We start from the raw sequence: 22749 nt of genomic DNA, 5'->3' as shown, positions 1-22749 counted from the left end.
TTCTCTGATTCAGAGGTTGCCCCTGAACCAGTGTTTGACCTTGTCCCACCAGGGATTTTCCTCCCGCTGAACACTGGGTCGACCACTTGCCCGCTCTTCTGATTTGAGCGCATACATCAACAGCCCGACACCCGTTGAATAAATCGGGTTGCTGACAATATCGGTTAGTCCGGATACCCCGTGCGGCACCGCCAGGCGAACCGGCATATGGAAAATTTCTTCCGCCAGCTCAACCGCCCCCTCCATCTTCGAAGAGCCGCCGGTCAGCACAATGCCCGCCGCGCACAGGTCTTCGAAACCGCTGCGGCGCAATTCCGCCTGCACCAGGGTGAACAGTTCGTCGTAACGGGGCTCGACCACCTCCGCCAGCGCCTGCCGGGACAGGTCGCGCGGCGCGCGGTCACCGACACTGGGCACCTTGATGGTTTCGCCCTCGCGGGCGAGCTTGGCCAGTGCACAGGCGTATTTGATCTTCAGCTCTTCCGCGTGCGGCGTCGGCGTACGCAGGGCCATGGCAATATCGTTGGTGACCTGGTCACCGGCAATCGGGATAACGCCGGTGTGGCGAATGGAGCCGCCGGTGAACACCGCAATATCCGTGGTGCCGCCACCGATATCCACCATGCACACACCCAGCTCTTTTTCATCATCGGTGAGCACCGCATAGCTGGAAGCCAGCTGCTCGAGAATGATGTCTTCCACTTCCAGGCCGCAGCGGCGAATACACTTCTCGATATTCTGTGCCGCATTAACCGCACCACTCACCAGGTGGACCTTGGCCTCCAGGCGCACACCGGACATGCCCAGCGGCTCCTTGACCCCTTCCTGGTTGTCGATCAGATACTCCTGCGGCAAGGTGTGCAGAATTTTCTGGTCCGCCGGAATCGCCACCGCCCGCGCCGCATCGATCACTCGGTCGAGATCCTGCTGGGTCACTTCGCGATCCTTGATCGCCACAATCCCGTGGGAATTGAGGCTGCGGATATGACTACCGGCAATACCCGCATAGACCGAGTGAATTTCACACCCCGCCATCAGTTCTGCCTCTTCCACCGCGCGCTGGATCGACTGCACGGTGGACTCGATATTGACCACCACACCGCGCTTCATGCCGGTAGAGCGATGCGAGCCGATTCCGACGATATTCAGCGCCCCATCCCCGGCAACCTCACCCACGATCGCAACGACCTTGGAGGTGCCGATATCAAGACCGACGATCATGCGGGGATCTGTAGACTGTGTCATTTGATTTCAACCTCGCTGGGCAATCACTCCGATCCACATTCGACATGTCGGACCAGGGGAAACCCACCTTTTTTATCTGCTTAATTGTTGTCTGTTTGTAATTTTTTCCATTCCACCGCAACTGCGTTGTTATACCGGGTATCCACCCCCGCCACTTTTTGCAGATGCGGCGCCAGTACACCGCGGGTCAGGCTGAGGAAGCGGTCGACCCGCTCCAGCAGCTCGTCGTGCCCCAGTTGCAACCGGATCCCATTGACCAGGTCCAGCTGCCAGCCCGCCAGTTCATCGAATGAAAGGCGGCGCACTTCCATATCTTTGGTTGTGAGCAGCCCGGCAAGTGCCTGGTACTGCGCCATAATCCGTTCCACCAGGTCTGCGTCACCGGCCAGCTCCGGCAGCCGCAGGTCTGTCATCTGTTCCGGCCTCGGCAGCAATTCTCCGCTGGCAATCAACAACTGGTCCTCTCCCCAGATCGCCAGCGGCCGCGCCTCCTCGACCACCACTTCCACCCCGTTGGGCCAGCGGCGGCTGACCGATGCACTCACAATCCAGGGGTTGTCCAACAGCGCATCGCGCATACCGTCAATATCAAGCGCAAAAAAACCCTTCTGCAAATAGGGCAGCAGGATATCTTCCAGCTGCCGCGCGGTGACTGCACGGAAAGGCCCCTTGACCTTCACATCCTCCAGCGCGTCCACCCGGCTGAGTTCTTCAACTGGAGCCCGCTGCCACAGCCACTTGGCGCTGTAGCCGATACCGCTGGCGACCAGCAACAACCCGCAAATCATCAACAGCGGCCGCAGTACGACTGCAGCCCTTCCCGCCTGCGCGCCTGGCAATGCGCGCGCACCTCGTACCGCGCCCCTTACAGCACCTCTCGCCGCACCTTTCTTACCCTTCGCGGCAGCCGGCACTTTTTTGCCGGGCTTTTTCTTGCGTTTCTTTTTATCGGTTTCTATTTCGGTCACAGTTTTTACCGGAACTTATTCGCCCTGGGATTCCTGGTCACCGAAACGCCACTCCGCCAGTTTCTGGGCCAGGCCACCCACATTACCCGCGCCCTGTGTCAGCACAATATCCCCGGGCTCCAGCAGGTCAGCCAGCACAGCCGGGACCTCTTCGACTTTTTCGACAAATACCGGATCTATCTGACCGCGGTTGCGGATACTGCGCGCCAGAGTACGTCCGTCGGCGCCCGGAATCGGCGCTTCTCCTGCGCTATATACATCCAACAGAACCAGTTTGTCGACTTGCGAGAGTACCTGCACAAAATCTTCAAACAGATCCCGGGTGCGGGTGTAGCGATGGGGCTGGTATACCATCACCAGCCGGCGCTCCGGCCAACCGTCGCGCACCGTTTTGATGGTTGCGGCGACCTCACGCGGATGGTGGCCATAATCATCCACCAGCATCACCTTTTCCGCACCCTCGTCGCCACTGACCGGGAAATGCCCGTAAATCTGGAAACGTCTGCCAACACCCTGGAATCCCTCCAGGCCCTCGCGGATCGCCGCATCGCTGACACCCTCTTCGGTCGCTACAGCGATGGCTGCGGTGGCATTCAGCACATTGTGAATACCAGGTACATTCACACACACGTCGAGCTTGCTACCGTCCGGACGGGTTACCGCAAAAAAGCTGCGCAGGGGCTCCTGGCGCACGTCGCTGATGCGGAAATCGTTCTCCTCATCAAATCCATAGGTAGCCACCGGGCGCGCGAAACGGGGAATCACCGCCTGGACATTGGCGTCATCACCGCAGACAACCGCAAGACCGTAAAACGGCAGGTTGTGCACGAAATCGATAAAGATCTGTTTGACCTTTTCAAAATCCCCGCCATAGGTCTCCATATGGTCGGCATCGATATTGGTGACTACCGTCACCATCGGCTGCAGGTGCAGGAATGACGCATCACTTTCATCGGCTTCCGCAATCAGGTACCGGCTCTCGCCCAGTACCGCGTTGGCACCGGCACTATTGACCAGGCCGCCGATCACGAAAGTAGGATCCTTTTTGTCCGCGGCAAAAATCGACGCAATCAGACTGGTGGTGGTGGTCTTGCCGTGGGTACCCGCTACCGCTATGCCGTAGCGGTAGCGCATCAACTCACCCAGCATTTCCGCGCGGCGCACCACCGGAATGCGATTTTCATGGGCCGCTACCAATTCCGGGTTGTCCCCGTAAATGGCTGAAGAGTTCACTACCACATCCACATCGCGCACATTCTCGGCACCGTGGCCTATCTGCACCTGCACGCCCAGGTTGCGCAAACGCTCGGTAACCCGGCTCTCCCGCAGGTCGGAACCGGAAACCTCATACCCCTGGTTCTGCAACACCTCGGCGATACCACTCATGCCCGCACCGCCAATGCCGATAAAGTGAATCCGGCGGATTCGGCGCATTGCCGGCACCTGGTAATGACCTTCTTCGCGCACAATCGGCTTTTCAGTATTTTTTTCGAGAGACATATCAACACCCCATCTCTTCGCGGCACACGGCCAGTACCTGCTCGGTTGCATCGGGAATCGCAACCTTGCGCGCGGCCTCGGCCATGGCCAGTAATTTTTGCGGATTGGCAAACAGGTCGCGGAGAATGTCCGCGAGCATGTCTGCATCCAGCGCGTCCTGCTGAATCACCATTGCCGCACCGGCATTCGCCAGCCACTCACCATTCTTGGTCTGGTGATCGTCAATGGCGAACGGGAAAGGCACCATGATTGCGCCCAGCCCCGCAGCGGCGATTTCCGAAACGGTCAACGCCCCGGAGCGGCAGATCACCAGGTCGGCATTTTCGTAGGCCGCCGCCATATCGGCGATAAACGGCACCACTTCGGCATCCACCTCGGCCCGCTCGTAAGCTTCGCGGGCAACATCCAGATGCCGCTGTCCGGCCTGGTGCACAATCCTCGGGCGAATCGCCGGCTCAAGCCTGGCAATGGCCTCTGGCACCAGTTCATTGATCGCCACCGCACCGAGACTACCGCCAACGATCAGCAACCGCAGCGGCTTCTGTTTAGCCACCCGCTCCGCGGGTACTGGCAGTTCGGCAATTTCACTGCGCACGGGGTTGCCCACCTGTTTTGCCGCTGGCAGCCCGCTGGGGAAAGCCTCCAGCACCCGGTTCGCAATCCGCGCGAGCAGGCGGTTGGTGGTACCCGCCACCGCATTCTGCTCGTGAATGATCAGCGGAATACCGCTGAGCCTTGCGGCGACCCCCCCGGGACCCGTGGCAAAACCGCCGAACCCGAGTACGGCATCCGGCGCCACCATCTTGATCACCCGGCGCGCCTGCATAATCGCCTTACCCACCTGCAGCGGTGCTTTCAGCAATGCTGCGCGACCGCGCCCGCGAATACCTTCCACGGTTATGAAGTGCAGCGGAATATCCGCCGCCGGAATCAGCTGGGACTCGATACCGCGCTGGGTACCCAGCCACTCCACACTCGCGCCCTGCGCCTGCAGGGCCTTCGCCACCGCCAGCGCGGGAAATACATGTCCGCCGGTGCCGCCGGCCATCACCAGAAACTTCTTGCCGCTGAACGGCTGGCTGGAAACTGCCTGCTCTGTCATCACGCAGCCTCCCCGGTTTTGCGATCGCCCAGCTGCAGCGGATTGAAAATAGGTAACTGGCTGATACGGCTGCCAGTCTTTTTCGCTCCCGGCTCTTCGCTCAGTTCCTTCTGTACTCGCCACGCAACCGCGAACAGTGCACAGCAGATCACCAGGCTACTGCCCCCGGAGCTGACAAAGGGCAGCGTCAGCCCCTTGGTCGGCAACAGGCCGGATGCCACGCCCATATTCACAAACGCCTGGCCGGCAATCAGCACCGCAATTCCGAACGTGAGCAGCGCGGCAAAAAATGCCTGGCGGGCCAGTGCCTTGCGCACCAGACGCAACAGCGACCAGGTAAGCGCGGCGTAAAGGCCGATCACCAGCAAACCACCGAGCATGCCCCACTCCTCGGCGAGGATGGCAAAGACAAAATCCGTGTGCGCCTCCGGCAGATAAAACAGTTTCTGCACACTGTTGCCCAACCCGACACCGAACCACTCGCCGCGGCCAAAGGCGATCAGCGACTGGGTCAGCTGATAGCCGCCACTGAACTGCTCTCCCCAGGGATCGAGGAAAGTGGTCAGGCGCTGCAGGCGATAGGGACTCACCAGAGCCATCAGCGCCAGACCGCAGGCGGCGAGCCCCACCAGTAAAAATGTATGTGGCAGCCTGGCGCCAGCGAGAAATACCATCGCCAGCGCGGTACCGGAAATCACCACCACGGATCCGAAATCCGGCTCCAGTAACAGCAACATGGCCACAAACCCGAGTACCGTAATCGGCACCATAAAGCTGCTCCAGTGCCGCAGCTTTTCATTCCGGCGGGTCAGGAAGCTGGCAAAAAATATCAGGCAGCAGAATTTTGCCACTTCCGCCGGCTGCACGGTGATCGGTCCCAGTGCGATCCAGCGCATACTGCCGTTTACGCTGCGTCCGACTCCGGGAATCAGCACCACCACCAGCAGTGCCAGGGCGAAAAACAGCAGGGTCCACGACAGGTTGGACCAGGTATCCAGGGAGATCCGACTCACCACCAGAGCTCCGACGGCGCCCGCCGCAAGAAACACCAGGTGGCGCTTCAGGAAATACCAGGAGTCGTCGTACACATCCGCGGCAAACGCAATGGATGCAGACGCCACCATGATCACACCGATGCTCACCAGGGCGGCAACGCACAGTGGCAATACCCAGTCGTAGGGATCTCCCGCAGCATCGTTGGCCGCGGACCCTGTTGCCTTGCGCTTCAGTTCCATTTGCTGCATGTCAGCGCGACTCATAACACGCCTCCATTACCGGCAACGGGCGCACCGTTGCCGACTACCAGCTGGTCCACTGCGCGTCGAAAGTCTTCCCCGCGCGCCTCGAAATTCCGGTACATATCGAAACTGGCACAGGCTGGCGACAGCAACACGTAATCACCGCGCTCGGCCATCGTGCGCGCCTGCCTCACCGCCTCATCCATATCCGCAGCGGATTGCTGCGCTACCAGGCCGTTAAATACCCGGGCGATCTTGTCGCCGTCAACACCGATGGTGACCAGGCCGCGCAAGGCAGCGGCGGCTTCCGCCAGTGGTGCGAAATCCGCACCTTTTCCGTCGCCTCCGGCGATCAGTACAATTTTGCGTGTATCCGTAGCCAGGCCATCCAGGGCCGCGCGCGTCGCACCTACATTGGTACCCTTGGAGTCATTGACGAAGGTGACCCCGTCGAGGTCTGCCACCCGCTCACAGCGGTGGGTCAGGCCGGCAAACTCCCGCAGCACCTGCAACATCGCCTCCATCGGGAGTCCGACTGCACTGCCCAGCGCCAGCGCCGCCAGTGCATTGGCCACGTTGTGACTGCCGACCATGGCCATGTCACTGGCGCGCATCAATTGATCTGCACCGCGGGCGAGCCACTGCTCACCCTCGATATTCATTACGCCGAATTGCTGCAGGTCCGGCTTGTCCAGCCCGAAACTCCATTCGCGATGGTCCCGCGCCAGCGGGCCGCGTGTCAGCGGGTCCGCCCGATTAATGACCAGTTGTCCTGCATTGCGATATACACGCTGTTTCGCCTGGTGATATGCCGCCAGGTTCGGATAGCGATCCATATGGTCGGCACTGATATTCAGGATGGTGGCGGCATCCGGAGCCAGACTGTGGGTAGTCTCGAGCTGGAAACTGGAGAGCTCCAGCACAAACAACTGCGGCAACGATTGCGCACGCCGCTGCAGCAGGTCGAGCACCGGTACACCGATATTGCCCCCCACCAGCACATCAATACCGGCGGCTTCCGCCATCTGCCCCACCAGGGTGGTCACCGTGCTTTTGCCGTTGGAACCGGTAATCGCGACAATTTGCGGCCGCTGCTCGAGCTCACCGAGCGCCCGCGCAAACAGTTCGATATCGCCAATGGCAGGTACGCCCGCGGCCATCGCCTCGGCAATGGCCGGCTCCGCCAGGGCCACGCCGGGGCTCACGATCAACTCGCTCGCCGCCTTGAGTGTTTCCGGGTTCAGTGGGCCGCACTCTACCGGCACTTCCGCAAACTCCTTGCGGAATTGCGCCAGCGCCGGCGGCTGCGGGCGGCTGTCGACAACCAGCGGAGAAATACCCTGGCGCAGCAGAAAGCGCACTACCGATTGCCCGGTAGCGCCCAGTCCGATCACCACTTTTTTCTCAGAGGTTGCGATTAAGTTCATAAGTTCGTATCAGGGCTTCTTTATTGCTATCTGCTGTTTATCCATTCAATCGTCAGCGCAGTTTGAGGGTCGCCAGCCCCGCCAGCACCAGCACCACGGTAATGATCCAGAAGCGCACGATCACCCGGGGTTCCGGCCAGCCTTTCAATTCAAAGTGGTGGTGCAACGGCGCCATGCGGAAAATCCGCTTGCCGGTCAGCTTGAAGGAAGCGACCTGCAGAATGACGGAAACCGTTTCCATCACGAAGACACCGCCCATGATGAACAGGACAATTTCGTGACGGGTAATCACCGCGATAATGCCCAGTGCGGCGCCCAGTGCCAGTGCGCCCACGTCCCCCATAAATACCTGCGCCGGATAGGTGTTGAACCACAAAAAGCCAAGCCCTGATCCCCCGAGGGCAGCGCAGAACACCGCCAGTTCCCCGGCCCCGGAGATGGAGGGAATGTGCAGGTAGCTGGCAAATTCAACGTGACCCACCAGGTAGGCAATAACTCCGAGCGCGCCACCCACCATGACCGACGGCATGATCGCCAGGCCATCCAGGCCATCGGTCAGGTTGACCGCATTGCTCGACCCGACCACCACGAAATAGGTCAGCAGGATAAAAGCCACCGGCCCGAGATTAATCGCCACATCCTTGAAAAACGGCACGAACAGTTGCGTCTCCGCCGGAGAGGTGGCGCTCATATACAGGTAAATCGCCGCACCCAGGCCGGCCACGGACTGCCAGAAATACTTCCAGCGCGCGATCAGGCCACGGGAATTTTTCTCGACCACCTTTTTGTAGTCATCCACAAACCCCACCGCGCCGAATACGAAAGTCACCAGCAGGGTGACCCACACGTAGCGGTTGCCGAGATCCGACCACAGCAGTGATGCGGAAAAAATCGAGGCAAGAATCAGGGTACCGCCCATGGTCGGGGTGCCGGACTTGCTCAGGTGGGTTTGCGGACCGTCATCGCGCACCGCCTGCCCGACCTGCAGCCGGTTGAGCCAGGTGATCATGCGCGGGCCCACCAGCAGCGAAATACCGAGCGCGGTCAGCGCACTGAGAATTGCGCGCACCGTAAGGTATTCGAAGACCGCAAAGCCTTTCACGTAATGTTGTAAATACTCAGCCAGCCAAAGCAGCATTATCCAGCCCTTCTATTGATTCCCGTTGGTGAGTGCCTGCACTACCAGTTCCATGCGCGCACTGCGGGAACCTTTCACCAGCACAGTGGTGGTTTCATCCAGCTCCGGTGCGAGCGCCTTCACCAGCGCATCGCGATCGGAAAAATTCTTTTGTACATGTTGCCTGCCAGCGGCAAATGCGATGCTGGCAGCGGCGCTCAGCGGCCCCAGCGTAAACAGTTGATCGATGCCGCGCTCGCGGGCCAGCTGCCCCATATCGCGGTGGGCCCGGTCCGCTTCCGGCCCCAGTTCCGCCATATCGCCGAGAACCAGGATTTTCTTGCCCCCGCGCTGTGCCAGCAATTCGATGGCGGCGCTTACCGAGCCCGGATTGGCGTTGTAGCTGTCATCAATGACCGCCGCACCGGACAGTCCGATGTTGACCTGCAAGCGACCGCCGACACCCTGGAGTTGCGACAGGCCGGTTGCGATCTCGGCAACGGGAATACCCGCGGCATAGGCACAGCCGGCGGCGACCAGCGCGTTGTGCACATTGTGTTCGCCGAGCAGTTTCAGCCGTACCGGATGCGCTACGCCCTCGATCACCAGGTCGAAGCTGGCACAGCCGCTGTTGTCCACTGCGATATTATCCGCGTGTACCGCCCACTGATGCCCCAAACCGACTTCCAGGGTGCGCACCCCTTCCGGCATCTCGCCGCGCCAGTAATCTGCATAGTTGTCGTCCGCGTTGATCACTGCCACACCACCCGGTTGCAGACTGGTGTAAATCTGCCCTTTGGCGGTGGCGATTCCGTCGACGGAACCAAATCCTTCCACATGGGCCGGCATTACGTTGTTCACCGCGGTAATTTCCGGGTTGGCAATACCACACAGGTAGCCGATTTCATTCGGGCCACTGGCCCCCATTTCCACGATCAGCACCTGGTGCTCCGGCGCCAGTGAAAACAGGGTCATGGGCACACCGAACTGGTTATTCAGATTACCGCGGGTAACACAGACGCTGTGCCGCTGTCCGAATATTGCCGCGAGCATTTCCTTCACCGTGGTCTTGCCACAGGAACCGGTGATGCCGATTACCGGGCCGCTGAACTGCTCGCGACACAGGCGCCCGATCTGGCCCAGGGCCACCGTGGTATCCGCCACCAGCCACTGCGGCAGCGAGGAACCCGCAATCGGCTTTTCGCTCACCACGCCCAGCACCTTTCCGTCCACTTCGCTCAGGAAATCATGGGCATCGAAACTCTCTCCGCGCAGGGCCACGAACAGTGCATCCGCATCCAGGTTGCGGGTATCGGTACATACCGCAGCAAACTGCACCGAGCCGTTTACCAGCTCGCCGCCAAAGCGCTGTTGCAGTTGCTCCAGTGACAGTGCGCCGATCATTTTTCCGCGCCCTCCAGATCTCGCTGCGCCCGCAGCTGCAGTGCTGCCGCGGCCTGTTCGCGGTCACAGAAGTGCAGTTTTTCATCGCCGACCAGCTGGTAATCCTCATGGCCCTTGCCGGCAATCACGACAGTGTCGCCAGGGGCGGCATGCTCAATGGCAAAGCGGATTGCTTTTGCGCGGTCCACCTCGACGGTTACGCGCTCGGTGGATTCGCCACCGTCTACCCCCTGCAGGATTTCATCGACAATTACCTGCGGATTTTCGCTGCGGGGATTGTCGCTGGTGATGACCGCGCGATCCGCCAGCTCCGCGGCGATGCGCCCCATGGGCGCGCGCTTGCCGGTATCGCGATCACCGCCGCAACCGAATACGCACCAGAGTTGTCCCTTGCAATACGGACGCGCCGCGTCCAGCGCAGCGCGCAGGGCATCCGGGGTGTGCGCGTAGTCCACCAGAACGCTGATATCTTCCGCACCTGTGGCGTCAACCCTTTCCATACGCCCCGGCACCGGTTTGATATCGGGAAACGCCGCCAGAATATCCGCCAGCGGCATACCAGCCGCGGCCACTGCCGCCACCACCGCAAGGGCGTTGTGAATATTGAAATCGCCGATCAACGGTGTTTTCAGCTCGCCCTCGCCCCAGGGCGTGATCAGGTGCAGGGAAAAACCGCCTTCAAGACGCTTGAGGTCCCGCACCTGCAGATCGCCATTCTGCAGCCCGTAGGTAATGATTTTCAGGCCGCGCAGCTTGCAGCGCTCCACCATCTGCGCGCCGAACGGATCATCGATATTGATCACGCCGCGCTTCAGCTTCGGCAGCCCGAACAGCTTTTCCTTGGCGGCGCCATAGGCGGCCATGTTGCCGTGATAATCCAGGTGATCCCGGGACAGGTTGGTAAAAATGGCGGTGTCGAATACCACCCCGTGTACCCGCCCCTGGGACAGGGAGTGCGAGGACACTTCCATGGCCCCGGCCTTTGCACCCTGCCGGGAAAATTCTGCGTAATCTGCCTGCAGCCGCACCGGATCCGGGGTAGTCAGTCCGGTATCTTCCAGAGCGATCTCGCCGTCGCGCCAGATGCCGTTGCCGATAGTGCCCATCACCGCCGCGCTGCCGAAATGGCGCGCCAGCAATTGGGAAGTCAGGTAGGCACAGGTGGTCTTGCCGTTGGTGCCGGTCACCCCCACCAGATACATGGCCTCGGTGGGATGGCCGTAAAAGCGCGCAGCAATCTCCCCGACCCGGGCAGCCAGCCCCGGCACGGTGACCACTGCGACTCCGCTGCGGGTTTCGGTACCGATGGCATCACCGTCCGCCAGCACCGCGGCGGCGCCGTTTTCGATCGCGGCGTCAATAAAAGTGCGCCCGTCGACTTGAGTGCCGCGCAGCGCCATAAACACATCCCCCGCGGATACGCGGCGGCTGTCCAGGGCCACGCCGGAAACGGCGATATCGGGAATCCCCGCATAGCCCGGCACCAGTTCCACCAGGGAAACGGTGCGGTTTTCTGTTTGTGCATTCTTGCGCAGAGTCACGACGTGGTACCTCTCTCGTCCAACTGCGTGGCCAGCTGCTGCTCCGCTGACATAACTTCTTCCGGCGGCACTTGCAGCAGGCGCATGGCCCCGGCCATCACCTTGCCGAAAATCGGCGCCGCAACCTCGCCGCCATAGTACTTGGCGTGGGTGGGGTCATCGATCACCACCACCGCGGCCAGGCGCGGGTTCTGCGCCGGTACAAAACCGGCGAAAACCGAGCGGTAGCGGTTGTCCGCATAGCCCGCACTGCCCACCTTGTGGACCGTGCCGGTTTTGCCCGCTACCCGGTAACCTTCCACCGCCGCCTTTTTGCCGGTGCCGCCAGGACCGATCACCGTCTCCAGCATGGCCACAATTTCTTTGGTCAGCTCCGGCGCCACCACCTGCTCGGGAACCGCGCGACGGGCGTTTTTCCCGGACTCCAGAATGAGGGAAACCGGGCGTTTCTGCCCGGCATTTGCCACCACACTGTAGGCCTGAGCCAGCTGTACCGCATTCACCGTTAAACCGTAGCCGAAGGCGAAGTTGGCCAGCTCAATGGGATGCCAGCGCTGCCTGGTGGGCAGGATTCCCGCGGCCTCCCCGGGAAACCCGCTGCCAACCGCCTCTCCGAGCCCCAGACGGTAAAAAAGTTCACGTAACTGTTCCGGCTCCAGGTCCATCGCCACCTTGGTGATCCCCACCTGACTGGACTTGGTAATCACCTTGGTCAGGTCAATCAGGCCGTAGTTCACCGGATCCAGCAGGGTTTTCCCCGGCAGGCGGATGTACCCCGGGCTGGTATTGATCTGCGTATGCGGCGTATAGCGGCCGGTCTCCAGCGCCGCCAGCGCGGTCAGCGGCTTGATGGTAGAACCGGGCTCAAACTGGTCGATCAACGCGCGGTTACGCATCGCCGCCGCCTTCACTCCCTCCCGGTTGTTGGGATTGAAAGACGGCTGATTCGCCATCGCCAGCACTTCGCTGGTGCGCGTATCAAGGATCACCATAAAGCCCGATGCCGCGCCATTTTCCGCCACCGCCTTCTTCAGCTCGCGATAGGCGAGATACTGCAGGCGCATATCAATGGTGAGCTGCAGGTCGCGGCCCGGGCGCGCCTCTTGCTTGACCGCCAGGTCCTGCACCGTGCGCCCCTTGAGATCCTTCATGACCTGGCGCTTGCCCGCCTGGCCAGCGAGGGATTGCTCAAATGCCAGCTCCAGGCCTTCCTGACCGCGGTCGTCAATATTAGTAAAGCCCAGCAGCTGCGCCGTCACTTCACCGGCGGGATAAAAACGGCGGTATTCTTTCTTGCTGTAGACTCCTGCGATATCGAGATCCAGCGCGCGCTGCGCCTGCTCCGGAGTCATGTGCCGGCGCAGGTACATAAAGCCCTTGTTGCGATATTTCTGCAGGCGTTTAGCAAGGCGGGCCGGCGGCGTATCCAGGGCCCCGGCCAGGTGGCGCAACTGGTCTGCCGAGGCCTCTTTCAGCAACTGGGGATTTGCCCACAGGGTCTGCACCGGCGTGCTCACCGCCAGCAACTCGCCGTTGCGGTCGGTAATGGACCCTCGGTAGGCGGCAATTTCCTCGGTACGGATGGTGCGGGCGCGCCCCTGATCCTGCAGGAAACGATAGCCGCGATCCTGCTCCGGCAGAACCTGCAGTCCCGCAAGGTGCACCACCAGTGCCAGCGCCAGCAGGCACAGCAGGCCCGCCACCAGCGCGAAGCGCCAGCGGGCGATACCCGGCTGTTGTTGCTGTTTTTTCACTGCACTCATGATGCTCGCTATCCCACGCTGTTATCTGCGCCTTTCCCGCGCGCTTATTTATCTGCTTGCGAAATCAATGTTCCGGTGACACCAGAACCCGCTCGGCGGGCTTCGGCGCCCGCATGTCCAGTTTGTCCTTGGCAACCTGCTCGATGCGGCTATAGGCGGACCAGGCGCCCCGCTCCAGCAACAGCCTTTCCTGCTCGTAGCGCAGCTCGTCCCGATGGCGCTGCGCCTGTTCCAGCCTGGCGGTCAGCGCCCGGCTCTCCTGGGTGGTATGCACGACGCCGAGCGCCGAGACCATCACCAGTAACCAGAGCCCAACCAGCAACCCCTTGTTTCCCATTCCCTCAGCCCAGCTTCTCTGCGATGCGCATCACCGCGCTGCGGGAGCGGACGTTTTCATCGATCTCACGCCCTTCGGCCTTGACCGCCTTACCCACCGACTTCAGAGTCTTCTGGATCTGGCTCTCCATCACCGGCAGCCCGCGGGGCAGCTGCGGCCCTTTTTCTTTTTCGCGGATAAACCGCTTCACCATCCTGTCTTCCAGGGAGTGGAAGCTGATCACCACCAGGCGCCCGCCCGGTTTTAGCAGCGAGAGCGACTTTTCCAGCGCCTGCTGCAGATCATCCAGCTCCCCGTTCACGTGTATCCGGATCGCCTGGAACACCCGGGTCGCCGGGTGCTTGCCCTTTTCCCAGGCCGGATTGGCAGCCTTCACCACTTCCGCGAGATCCAGCGTGCGCTCAAACGGCTTTTCCCCGCGCCGGCGCACTATGGCCCCGGCCATACGGCGCGCAAATCGCTCTTCGCCGTACTCCTTGAATACCCTTGCCAGCTCCGCCTCGGACTCACTGTTGACCCAGTCCGCCGCGCTCATGCCGCGACTGGTGTCCATGCGCATATCCAGGGGGCCGTCGTGCAGGAAGCTGAAGCCCCGCTCCGCCTGATCCAGCTGCGGCGAGGAAACCCCCAGATCCAGCAGGATGCCATCCACCTGGCCGGCCATCGACGCGGCCGCCTGATCCATATCCGCAAAAGACCCGTGCCAGATCTGGAACCGCGGCTCCCCGGCAAATCGCTCGCCGGCGTAGGCGATAGCCTGGGGATCCTTGTCCACCGCGAGCAACCGCCCTTCGGGGCTGAGCTTCTCGAGAACCAGCGCACTGTGTCCGCCGCGGCCGAAAGTGCCGTCTATATAGAAGCCGGCCGGATCCACCACCAGGGCATCCACGGCCTCGCGTAACAACACACTGCGATGCAGCTCCTGGGACACCCCGTTCTCCTGCGTTTATCTGCCAATTAAAGAGAGAGGGAGGCCATTTCTTCCGGCATTTCACCCTCGCCTTCGCTGTCGTCCAGCCAGCTCATCCAGCGATCTTCGCTCCAGAGCTCGAGCTTCTTGCCCTGCCCTACCAGCATCAACTTCTTCTCCAGCCCCGCGTACTCCCGCAGGGTGGGCGGGATCAACACCCGGCCATTGGTATCCACCTGCAGCTCGCAGGCGTAACCGATCAACAGTCGCTGCGCCCGCCGGGCAACCTTGTTGAAGCTGGACAGCGCTTCAATTTTAGGAAGAATCTCACGCCACTGCGCCTCTGGATAGACGAGTAGGCAGCGCTCTTCCGTATGCGCGGTTACGACCAGACGGCCATCGCAATCCTCCAGCAGCGTGTCCCTGACACGCGCCGGAATCGCCAGACGCCCCTTGGCGTCCATGTTGATTGCGTGGCTACCTAGATACACGGTCCCAACCGTTGGTTAATTTCAGTTCAGTTGCGGCCCGACACACGGGCCCGAGACAGTGGATGATCCGGGAGGCACGCGCCATAAACCGATCAAAACTTGCGCGTTTTTCACCTGCGGTACGTGAATATCCACTCACTTCCACAAATGCTCCACTAAGACCCACAAATATCCACTTTTCCCCACCAACGACACTATAAATCTGGATGGTGCAAAGTCAAGGAAATCGACGGCTTCCCGGAAGAAAAAACCCAGTAGTTTCGCGGCCTGCAGGCGAAGTGTTTACATTTCAGGCAAGACGAGTGGCGAGCAAATGCACAACAGAGCAAGCACTTACTCATGCAACCTGACAAGTTACTTTAACTTTGCGAGCGAGCCCCTTGAGGGGGAACAGAAAGGAAAAATGTGAGTGGACGCTAACGGATTCCCGCCAGTCGCAGCCCCGCCGACTGCAGGCAATGGGACACCTTAGAACTATAACGCATATAAAAATCAGCTTTTATTATTTTTCACCGAGATGAAGTCAGGGTAGCTTTGCACCATCGATCAATCCAGCGGGAAACCACCCATGGGCTTTACAGCAGGACTCAACAGACAGGCGGCGGAACAGGTGCGCACCTTTCATCACGGCGCCGACCTGGATGCCCTGAACCAGCGCTTCAAAGACAGCAAGCCCAGCGAAATCATGCAGTTCACCGTCGAGCAGGCGGAAAACCCGGTGGTGTTTACCAACTTCCGCCCGCTGGCAGTGGCCTTCCTGCACCTGATTACCCGGGCCAAGCCGGATATTCCGGTGATCTGGGTCGATCACGGCTACAACACGCCGGAGACCTACCGCCACATAGAGCGCGTGATCAAGTTGCTGGACCTGAACCTGCACACCTTCTCGCCAAAGATGTCTGCTGCCCACTACAACGCGGTGTACGGCGGCATTCCCCCGCTGGACACCCCGGAGCACGACTTTTTCTCCCGCACGGTAAAGCTCGAGCCCTTCAACCGCGCCATGCAGGAGCTGAAACCGGACGTGTGGCTGAACGGCATCCGCCACGACCAGAACGCCCACCGCAAAGGGCTGGATATCTTCACCAAGGGCAACCATGGCACCATTCGCGTGGCGCCCATGTTCCACCTCAAGGAAATTGACGTGGAAGAGTATGTGTACGAGCAGGATCTGCCGGACAACGACGTCTACTTCGACCCCACCAAGGGCGAAGAGCACCGCGAGTGCGGCCTGCTGCTGCAGAAGTAATTCACGGCGTATTTACCGGGTACCAGCCAACGGGGCCCGGGCCGAAGCCAGTTTGGACCTATCGGGAAGATACACGGACGTACTGCCAGGGAGGGCATTCAACCGGCGGCGCAAGCGCCGCGGTCGAAGGACAGGAATTAGGTGAGTCAGCCGATAAGCCGGGTTCTGTCGCGGACAATCATTCATCTGGGATGTGTGTCACCACACACCTCAAGCGACCTACCCGCCCCCAGTGCGGGTCACACCTTCTAGCTTGCGCTGTAGGGGGCCTATTTGGTCTTGCTCCGAACGGGGTTTACCATGCCGCGGACTGTTACCAGCCGCGCGGTGCGCTCTTACCGCACCCTTTCACCCTTACCTGTGCCCCAGACCGAAGTCTGAAGGCCATCGGCGGTCTACTCTCTGCTGCACTTTCCGTAGGCTCGCGCCCCCCAGGCGTTACCTGGCGTCCCACCCTATGGAGCCCGGACTTTCCTCCACCGCCCGACCCGAAGGCCTGGCAGCAGCGATTGCCTGGCTGACTCGGCGCGAAGAGTAATGAGCACGGGCGGCCAATGCAAGGGGCTTTTTTGACGGTTTCAGGACAACCTCAACCCTGCCTATTTCCGCTCCAGCGACCAGTTGTACAGGGCCTTTTTGTTGACCCCGGTGATCTCCGCAGCGATGGCTGCAGCGCGCTTGGGCGGCAGCTCCGCCAGCAGCAGTTCCATGACCCGGCGGGCCTCTGCATCCAGCTCTGAGCTCTTCTGCGGTTCCGCGCCCCGCACCAGCAGTACTATCTCACCCCGTTGCTGGTTACTGTCGGCTCGCACCCAGTCCGCCAGTTGTGCCAGCGGCAGCAGGTGGATGGTCTCGAAAGCCTTGGAAATTTCCCGCGCAATCACCGCCTCCCGCTCAGGGCCGAATGCGGCTGCCATGGCATCCAGGGTGTCGGCCACCCGGTGGGGCGCCTCGTAAAACACCATGGTGCGCACTTCTGACGCGAGGTTTTGCAGCGCCTTCTCCCGGGCCAGGGGCTTGGCGGGCAGGAAACCCTCAAAGGTGAATCGGTCACTGGGCAGCCCCGCTGCCGACAGCGCGGCCACAAAGGCACAGGGACCGGGAATGGGCACCACCCGGAAACCGCGCTCGCGGGCCAGCCGCACCAGCCGGTAGCCCGGATCGGAGATCAGCGGGGTGCCGGCGTCCGAGATCAGCGCCACGGTCTTGCCCGCCTCCAGCTCCGCCAACAAACGCTCGGTACGCTGGTCGTCCGAGTGGTCATGGTAGGCCACCAGGGGGGTTTCGATATTGAAATGGGAAAAAAGTCTCTGACTGTGACGGGTGTCCTCCGCCGCAACCAGATCGGCGGATTGTAGAACTTCAGCCGCTCGCGGTACCATATCCGCCAAATTACCAATGGGCGTAGCGACGATATAAAGCAACGCTTTATCCGGCCCCATAGTTCACTCCAGAATAAGTTTTGTGGGAGAAGAATATGTCCGCCCTTTTACGGCGCACCCCTGTATTTGCCGCCAGCCTGCTGGCATTGGCCCTGGCCGGTTGCCAGACCCCGAGCTCGCAGCCCGGCGCCCAGATCCCCACGGAACCCAGCGCCGCCATTGCCGACCGCCAGAGCGCAATCGAGCTACTGAACAGCGCGCGCCAGCTGCCATCCCCGGAAAAAGACCGCAAGCAGCTGCAGGCGGCCGCCATTCTATACACTCTGGGCGATAACGCGACTGCCGAACAGGCCGCCAGTCAGATCGACGCACAGAACCTCAGCGATCCTGAGTTCGCCCAGTATGCGCGGGTTTACGGTGAGATACTGGCGGCGGACGACGACTTCTTCCAGGCCCTGGACCTGGTTAGCGCGCCGCGCCTGGAACAGGCCTGGTACCAGATTCCCGCGGAAACGGCACTGCCCCTGCGCAACCTGCGCGCGGACCTGTGGAGCCTGATGGGCGATATTGACAGCGGTATTCACGAGCGCCAGCGCATCGCCGCCATCGCCCGCGACGACCAGGCCATCAATGCCAACAATGACGGTTTCTGGCAACTGCTCACCCAGCTGCCCTCCAGCGAGTTGCGCCTGCGCGCCGACGAGGCCCTGAGTGCGGATATGCGCGCCTGGTACCAGTTGGCCCTGCTCGGCCGCGACACCCAGGCCGACATCAGCACCCAGCTGACTGCCCTCTCCCGCTGGCAACAGCAGTGGCCGACACACACCGCGGCGAGTCACCCGCCGCAGGCACTGCAGTTACTGGAGCAACTCGCCAACCAGCGCGCCCAGAACGTCGCCCTGCTGTTGCCGCTCTCCGGCTCACTGGGTTCCGCCGGGCGCGCGATTCGCGACGGCTTCATGGCGGCTTACTACAGCGCCCTGGACGCCGGTGCACCGACGCCGGAAGTACAGGTGTACGACACCGGCAGCGAGCGCCCGTTTGAAGAGGTGTACCAGACTGCCATCGACAACGGTGCCCAGGCCATTGTCGGCCCCCTGGACAAAAACAGGGTGGCCAACCTGCTCGCCACCGAAACGCTGCCGGTGCCCACCCTGGCCCTCAACTACGGCGACAGCGGCCGCCTCACCGGCGACCTGGTGCAGTTCGGCCTCGCCATCGAGGACGAGGCCCGCCAGGTGGCGCAACAGGCCTACCGACTGGGCCATCGCCAGGCGATGATCCTGGCCCCGGAATCCAACTGGGGGCAGCGCGGGGTCGAGGCCTTCACCGAAGAGTGGAACCGCCTGGGCGGCAGCGTGAGCATCAGCCGCAATTACCGCGACAATACCAATTTTTCCCAGCTCGTCAGCGACGCTCTGTTGATTCCCGAAAGCAAGGCCCGCGAGCGCGAACTGCGCAGCAAGCTGGCCGCGCCGCTCAAGTTCACCCCCCGCCGCCGCGGGGATGTCGACATGCTGTTTGTACTGGCGCAACCCCAGCAGGCACGCCAGATCAATCCCATGCTGACCTACTTCTATGCCAGCGAGCTGCCGGTATTCTCCACTTCACAGGTTTTTGCCGGCACCGTGAACCGCCAGCGCGACCGCGACCTCAACGGGGTGCGCTTTACCGCGATGCCGTGGCTGTTCGAGGGCGACAACAAGACCAAGCGCAACATTGAAGAGCAGGCCGCCCCCGCACCGGCGTTTGCGCGCCTGTATGCGCTGGGCGCCGATGCCTTCCGCCTGTACCCGCGCCTGCCGATGCTGCGCCAATTCCCCAATCAACGGGTGTATGGCCTCACCGGTGCACTCAGCCTGTCGCCGGACGGCCGCGTGGTGCGGGAACAGATCTGGGCCAAGATCGACCAAGGCGCCCCGGTTCCGATCACTTCCTCCGAAGACAATCGCACACAGCCGCAGGTGGAAGACCGGAGCGCCGCGACAAACTGATTCAAACCCTCCATGGAAAAGGAATTTTATGGATACCACGACAGTCGGCACCCAAATGGAGGTGGTCGCGGCCCAGCACCTGCGCGCCGCCGGCCTGAAAATCCTGGAGTGCAATTTCAAGAGCCGTTTTGGTGAAATCGACCTGATTGCCAGGGATGGCGAAACACTGGTTTTTGTCGAAGTGCGCTTCCGCCGCAGCAATCGCTTCGGTGGTGCGGGCATGTCGGTGGACTGGCGCAAGCAGCGAAAATTACACGCGACCGCCAGCAATTACCTGCAGTACCGCAGGCTCGACTGCCCCTGCCGTTTCGATGTAATCGCAATTGAGCACGCAGGCGGGGCGCCTGCAGGCCACGGGGAAACACCACCCCTGAATATTGAGTGGATAAAAAATGCATTCGGACAATAGTCCCAGCCGAAAGGACAGCATCAGCTAAATGGAACAACGAGTCGTAACCCTCTTTCACCACAGCATTGAAGCGACGATGAATGCCGGTGAACTTTTGGCGCCCCTGATTGCCGAAGCCAGCGAAATGATCGTGCATACCCTGCTGGCAGAAAACAAGCTGCTAGTTTGCGGCAACGGCCTCAGTGGCGCACTGGCACAAAGCTTTTGCGCCCAGTTACTGGGAGGATTTGAACGGGAGCGCCCGGGCCTGCCGGCAATTGCGCTCAACGGTGACGGCGTTACCACCGGCACCGTGGCCCGCAATCACGGCCGTGCGGAGTCTTACGCGCGGCAGGTGCGCGCGCTGGGCCAGCCCGGAGACCTGCTGGTAATCATCAGCAGCGATGGCCGCGACTCGAACCTGGTTCAGGCCATCCGCGCCGCCCACGACCGCGATATGGGCGTGCTCGCTCTGACCGGGGGCGAGGGGGACGGCGACTGCACCGCGCTGCTCGATATTCACGACATCGAACTCTGCGTACCCTCTGCGGTAGCCTCCGAGGTACATCAGGTTCACCTACTGACTATTTTCTGCCTGTGCGACCTGGTCGACAGCAGTCTGTTTGGCGGATACGAGGAATAAACCATGAATAATTCCGTTTCCGGAAAGAAGGGAAAAATGATCAAAGTAATTTTAGCCGGCAGCCTGGTTGCGCTGCTTGGCGGCTGCGCGACGGTACTCGACGCCACCCATGACGGCCCCATCCAGCCGGATCCGGGCGAGCGCACCTTCGGTACTTATATCGATGACCAGCAGCTGGAAACCATTACCAAGGTCAATATCGGCAAGGCACACCCCGCACTCAAGGCGGCGAATATCGATGTCACCAGCTTTAACGGCGTGGTACTGCTGACCGGGCAGGTACCCGACAACGAACTGCGCAACCTGGCCGGGCGCACCGCACAACAGGTGCACTCGGTGCGCCAGGTGTATAACGAGGTTCAGGTCCGCGGTACCACCTCGGTACTGGCTCGCACCAGTGACACCTGGCTCACCACCAAGGTCAAGAGTGTGCTGCTGGCGGACAAGGAAATAGACAGTGGCCGCATCAAGGTGATCACCGAGAATGGTGTGGTCTACCTGATGGGACTGCTGACCCGCCAGGAAGCGGAGAATGCGGCGGAAGTCGCGCGCACCGTCGGCGGCGTTCAGAAAGTGGTGAAAGCGGTGGAGTATATCGACTGACGGACTTCCCACACCCGGGCCAATAAAAAAAACGGAGGCACTGGCCTCCGTTTTTTATTGGCGATCTATTTCCAAGATCTACTTTCAGGGTGTCTTCACACCGCTGTGCTTACGGGCGCTCGATCGCAATCGCTGTCGCCTCACCGCCGCCGATGCACAGGCTCGCAATACCTTTTTTCAGATCGCGATTTTCCAGTGCCGCCAGCAGCGTGACGATCACCCGGGCACCGCTGGCACCCAGCGGGTGACCCAGGGCGCAGGCGCCACCGTTGACGTTGACCTTCTCGTGCGCAAGACCCAGCTCGCGCATGCCTGCCATGGTCACCACCGCAAAGGCCTCGTTGATTTCAAACAGGTCCACATCGTCTGCGCCCCAGCCGGCTTTTTCCAGCACGCTGGACATGGCACACACCGGCGCAGTGGTAAACCATTCCGGCTGCTGTGCGTGCTGGCTCTGGCCGCGCAGGACCGCCAGCACATTCAGGCCGCGGGACTTGGCTTCGCTTTCACGCATCAGCACCAGTGCTGCGGCGCCATCGGAAATGGAGCTGGAATTGGCCGCAGTGACGGTACCGTCCTTGCGGAACGCCGGCTTCAGCTGCGGGATCTTGTCCGGGCGGGCACAGCCCGGGCCTTCGTCCACGCTCACTTCCACATCCCCCCGGCGGCTCTGTACCGTGACCGGAGCGATTTCGCGCTGGAATGCGCCACTCTCGATGGCGGCGCTGGCGCGGGCCAGGGACTCCAGCGCAAAGGCGTCCTGCTGTTCCCGGGTGAACCCGAACTTCTCTGCAGTCGCCTCGGCAAAGGTCCCCATCAACTGGCCGTCGTAGGCGTTTTCCAGACCATCGGTAAACATGTGGTCCTGGACCTCACCGTGGCCCAGGCGCATGCCACCGCGGGCCTTGGGCAGCAGGTAGGGCGCATTGCTCATGCTTTCCATACCGCCGGCAACCACCACTTTGACATCACCGGCCAGCAGAGCGTCACGCGCCATCATCACGGTCTTCATACCGGAACCGCACACCTTGTTGACCGTGGTCGTGGGGACACCTTCGGGGATACCGGCCCCCAGGGCCGCCTGGCGGGCCGGCGCCTGGCCGACACCGGCAGGCAGAACACAACCCATCAGCACCTCGCCGACGTCTGCCGCATCCACCTTGGCATCCGCCAGCGCGGCGCGAATTGCCGCGGCACCCAGCTCTGGTGCGCTCAGCGCGGACAGTGCGCCCTGCATGGCGCCCATGGGCGTGCGGGCAATCCCGACAATGACTACCGGGTCTGAAGCGTGATTACTCATAGGATTACTCCGATTTATGCATTCTGCCGCCCCGGCTGGCGCCGGCGGCCTCTCATCATTACGGGGGCGGATTATACCCGATAGTAGCGAACTTCCGACTATCCGCCTTTGGGCGGAACGACGCGAATTTGCGATAAATTCCCCCGG

At 61.4% G+C, this 22749-nt stretch carries 20 protein-coding genes and 1 other RNA gene; 5 read left to right on the top strand and 16 right to left on the bottom strand.

All coding sequences use genetic code 11. The features are described 5' to 3' along the window. Nucleotides 1–9: 9 nt before the first annotated feature. From ftsA to mraZ, 13 genes are all read right to left on the bottom strand, one after another. Nucleotides 10–1245: a cell division protein FtsA gene (gene ftsA / locus QZ511_RS03250; RefSeq protein ID WP_295798876.1), complete on the bottom strand. Its 1236-nt coding sequence runs from the start codon at nt 1243–1245 to the stop codon at nt 10–12. Nucleotides 1246–1325: 80 nt separating this feature from the next. Continuing rightward, entirely contained in the window at nt 1326–2213 is an 888-nt protein-coding gene (locus QZ511_RS03245) for an FtsQ-type POTRA domain-containing protein (protein ID WP_295798872.1), read from the bottom strand. A 15-nt stretch (nt 2214–2228) separates the two neighbouring features. Continuing rightward, on the bottom strand, nt 2229–3680 hold the full coding sequence (murC, locus tag QZ511_RS03240) for a UDP-N-acetylmuramate--L-alanine ligase (RefSeq protein ID WP_295798894.1): 1452 nt from the start codon (nt 3678–3680) through the stop codon (nt 2229–2231). A gap of 34 nt (nt 3681–3714) precedes the next feature. Beyond that, nucleotides 3715–4815 carry an undecaprenyldiphospho-muramoylpentapeptide beta-N-acetylglucosaminyltransferase gene (gene murG / locus QZ511_RS03235; RefSeq protein WP_295798869.1) on the bottom strand — a complete coding sequence of 367 codons (1101 nt, stop codon included), beginning with the start codon at nt 4813–4815 and terminating at the stop codon, nt 3715–3717. Beyond that, the gene (gene ftsW / locus QZ511_RS03230) at nt 4815–6074 is read right to left on the bottom strand and encodes a putative lipid II flippase FtsW (protein WP_295798866.1); all 1260 of its coding nucleotides are present in this window, start codon (nt 6072–6074) and stop codon (nt 4815–4817) included. The genes murG and ftsW overlap by 1 nt, the downstream gene beginning before the upstream one ends. Continuing rightward, nucleotides 6071–7480, bottom strand: a complete 1410-nt coding sequence (murD, locus tag QZ511_RS03225) for a UDP-N-acetylmuramoyl-L-alanine--D-glutamate ligase (protein WP_295798864.1) — start codon at nt 7478–7480, stop codon at nt 6071–6073. Before murD ends, ftsW begins: the two co-directional genes overlap by 4 nt. A gap of 52 nt (nt 7481–7532) precedes the next feature. Beyond that, complete coding sequence (gene mraY / locus QZ511_RS03220; RefSeq protein WP_295798861.1) at nt 7533–8618, bottom strand: phospho-N-acetylmuramoyl-pentapeptide-transferase; 1086 nt, start codon at nt 8616–8618, stop codon at nt 7533–7535. A 12-nt stretch (nt 8619–8630) separates the two neighbouring features. Beyond that, a complete protein-coding gene (gene murF / locus QZ511_RS03215) occupies nt 8631–10001 on the bottom strand; it encodes a UDP-N-acetylmuramoyl-tripeptide--D-alanyl-D-alanine ligase (RefSeq protein ID WP_295798858.1) in 1371 nt (456 codons plus the stop codon). Then, on the bottom strand, nt 9998–11542 hold the full coding sequence (locus QZ511_RS03210) for a UDP-N-acetylmuramoyl-L-alanyl-D-glutamate--2,6-diaminopimelate ligase (RefSeq protein ID WP_295798855.1): 1545 nt from the start codon (nt 11540–11542) through the stop codon (nt 9998–10000). The genes murF and QZ511_RS03210 overlap by 4 nt, the downstream gene beginning before the upstream one ends. Beyond that, nucleotides 11539–13305 (bottom strand): penicillin-binding protein 2, encoded by a 1767-nt coding sequence (locus QZ511_RS03205; protein WP_295798853.1) that lies wholly within the window; start codon nt 13303–13305, stop codon nt 11539–11541. Before QZ511_RS03205 ends, QZ511_RS03210 begins: the two co-directional genes overlap by 4 nt. Before the next feature lie 64 nt (nt 13306–13369). Further along, nucleotides 13370–13642 (bottom strand): cell division protein FtsL, encoded by a 273-nt coding sequence (gene ftsL / locus QZ511_RS03200; RefSeq protein ID WP_295798851.1) that lies wholly within the window; start codon nt 13640–13642, stop codon nt 13370–13372. Between the two features lie 4 nt (nt 13643–13646). Next, complete coding sequence (gene rsmH / locus QZ511_RS03195) at nt 13647–14573, bottom strand: 16S rRNA (cytosine(1402)-N(4))-methyltransferase RsmH (RefSeq protein ID WP_295798847.1); 927 nt, start codon at nt 14571–14573, stop codon at nt 13647–13649. 26 nt (nt 14574–14599) lie between these two features. After that, nucleotides 14600–15043, bottom strand: a complete 444-nt coding sequence (gene mraZ / locus QZ511_RS03190; protein ID WP_295798844.1) for a division/cell wall cluster transcriptional repressor MraZ — start codon at nt 15041–15043, stop codon at nt 14600–14602. Nucleotides 15044–15611: 568 nt separating this feature from the next. Here mraZ and QZ511_RS03185 point away from each other — a divergent pair. Beyond that, the gene (locus QZ511_RS03185; RefSeq protein WP_295798842.1) at nt 15612–16292 is read left to right on the top strand and encodes a phosphoadenosine phosphosulfate reductase family protein; all 681 of its coding nucleotides are present in this window, start codon (nt 15612–15614) and stop codon (nt 16290–16292) included. 138 nt (nt 16293–16430) lie between these two features. Here QZ511_RS03185 and rnpB read toward each other — a convergent pair. Both rnpB and rsmI read right to left on the bottom strand, forming a co-directional pair. Next, an RNA gene (rnpB, locus tag QZ511_RS03180) (RNase P RNA component class A) lies at nt 16431–16817 on the bottom strand. A gap of 74 nt (nt 16818–16891) precedes the next feature. Then, nucleotides 16892–17734 (bottom strand): 16S rRNA (cytidine(1402)-2'-O)-methyltransferase, encoded by an 843-nt coding sequence (gene rsmI, locus QZ511_RS03175; protein WP_295798839.1) that lies wholly within the window; start codon nt 17732–17734, stop codon nt 16892–16894. Between the two features lie 35 nt (nt 17735–17769). Between rsmI and QZ511_RS03170 the strand changes: the two genes are divergently transcribed. The 4 genes from QZ511_RS03170 to QZ511_RS03155 are packed head-to-tail and all read left to right on the top strand — an operon-like array spanning nt 17770 to nt 21302. Then, nucleotides 17770–19668: a penicillin-binding protein activator gene (locus QZ511_RS03170; protein ID WP_295798835.1), complete on the top strand. Its 1899-nt coding sequence runs from the start codon at nt 17770–17772 to the stop codon at nt 19666–19668. A gap of 28 nt (nt 19669–19696) precedes the next feature. Next, complete coding sequence (locus tag QZ511_RS03165; RefSeq protein ID WP_295798833.1) at nt 19697–20077, top strand: YraN family protein; 381 nt, start codon at nt 19697–19699, stop codon at nt 20075–20077. A gap of 28 nt (nt 20078–20105) precedes the next feature. Then, entirely contained in the window at nt 20106–20699 is a 594-nt protein-coding gene (locus QZ511_RS03160; protein ID WP_295798830.1) for an SIS domain-containing protein, read from the top strand. A 36-nt stretch (nt 20700–20735) separates the two neighbouring features. Continuing rightward, nucleotides 20736–21302 carry a BON domain-containing protein gene (locus tag QZ511_RS03155; RefSeq protein WP_295798826.1) on the top strand — a complete coding sequence of 189 codons (567 nt, stop codon included), beginning with the start codon at nt 20736–20738 and terminating at the stop codon, nt 21300–21302. A gap of 109 nt (nt 21303–21411) precedes the next feature. Here the strand turns inward: QZ511_RS03155 and QZ511_RS03150 are convergent, their stop codons facing one another. Then, complete coding sequence (locus QZ511_RS03150; RefSeq protein WP_295798823.1) at nt 21412–22602, bottom strand: acetyl-CoA C-acyltransferase; 1191 nt, start codon at nt 22600–22602, stop codon at nt 21412–21414. Nucleotides 22603–22749: the final 147 nt, after the last annotated feature.

The sequence above is a fragment of the uncultured Microbulbifer sp. genome (assembly GCF_913055755.1).
Classification (GTDB): Bacteria; Pseudomonadota; Gammaproteobacteria; order Pseudomonadales; family Cellvibrionaceae; genus Microbulbifer.
This window is presented reverse-complemented; position numbering and strand designations above follow the sequence as displayed.

Coding starts and splice junctions, on each gene's coding strand:
- ftsA (WP_295798876.1), bottom strand. CDS start 1,245: ATGACACAGTCTACAGATCCCCGCATGATCGTCGGTCTTGATATCGGC.
- murG (WP_295798869.1), bottom strand. CDS start 4,815: ATGACAGAGCAGGCAGTTTCCAGCCAGCCGTTCAGCGGCAAGAAGTTT.
- ftsW (WP_295798866.1), bottom strand. CDS start 6,074: ATGAGTCGCGCTGACATGCAGCAAATGGAACTGAAGCGCAAGGCAACA.
- murD (WP_295798864.1), bottom strand. CDS start 7,480: ATGAACTTAATCGCAACCTCTGAGAAAAAAGTGGTGATCGGACTGGGC.
- mraY (WP_295798861.1), bottom strand. CDS start 8,618: ATGCTGCTTTGGCTGGCTGAGTATTTACAACATTACGTGAAAGGCTTT.
- murF (WP_295798858.1), bottom strand. CDS start 10,001: ATGATCGGCGCACTGTCACTGGAGCAACTGCAACAGCGCTTTGGCGGC.
- QZ511_RS03205 (WP_295798853.1), bottom strand. CDS start 13,305: ATGAGTGCAGTGAAAAAACAGCAACAACAGCCGGGTATCGCCCGCTGG.
- ftsL (WP_295798851.1), bottom strand. CDS start 13,642: ATGGGAAACAAGGGGTTGCTGGTTGGGCTCTGGTTACTGGTGATGGTC.
- QZ511_RS03185 (WP_295798842.1), top strand. CDS start 15,612: ATGGGCTTTACAGCAGGACTCAACAGACAGGCGGCGGAACAGGTGCGC.
- rsmI (WP_295798839.1), bottom strand. CDS start 17,734: ATGGGGCCGGATAAAGCGTTGCTTTATATCGTCGCTACGCCCATTGGT.
- QZ511_RS03170 (WP_295798835.1), top strand. CDS start 17,770: ATGTCCGCCCTTTTACGGCGCACCCCTGTATTTGCCGCCAGCCTGCTG.
- QZ511_RS03165 (WP_295798833.1), top strand. CDS start 19,697: ATGGATACCACGACAGTCGGCACCCAAATGGAGGTGGTCGCGGCCCAG.
- QZ511_RS03160 (WP_295798830.1), top strand. CDS start 20,106: ATGGAACAACGAGTCGTAACCCTCTTTCACCACAGCATTGAAGCGACG.
- QZ511_RS03155 (WP_295798826.1), top strand. CDS start 20,736: ATGATCAAAGTAATTTTAGCCGGCAGCCTGGTTGCGCTGCTTGGCGGC.
- QZ511_RS03150 (WP_295798823.1), bottom strand. CDS start 22,602: ATGAGTAATCACGCTTCAGACCCGGTAGTCATTGTCGGGATTGCCCGC.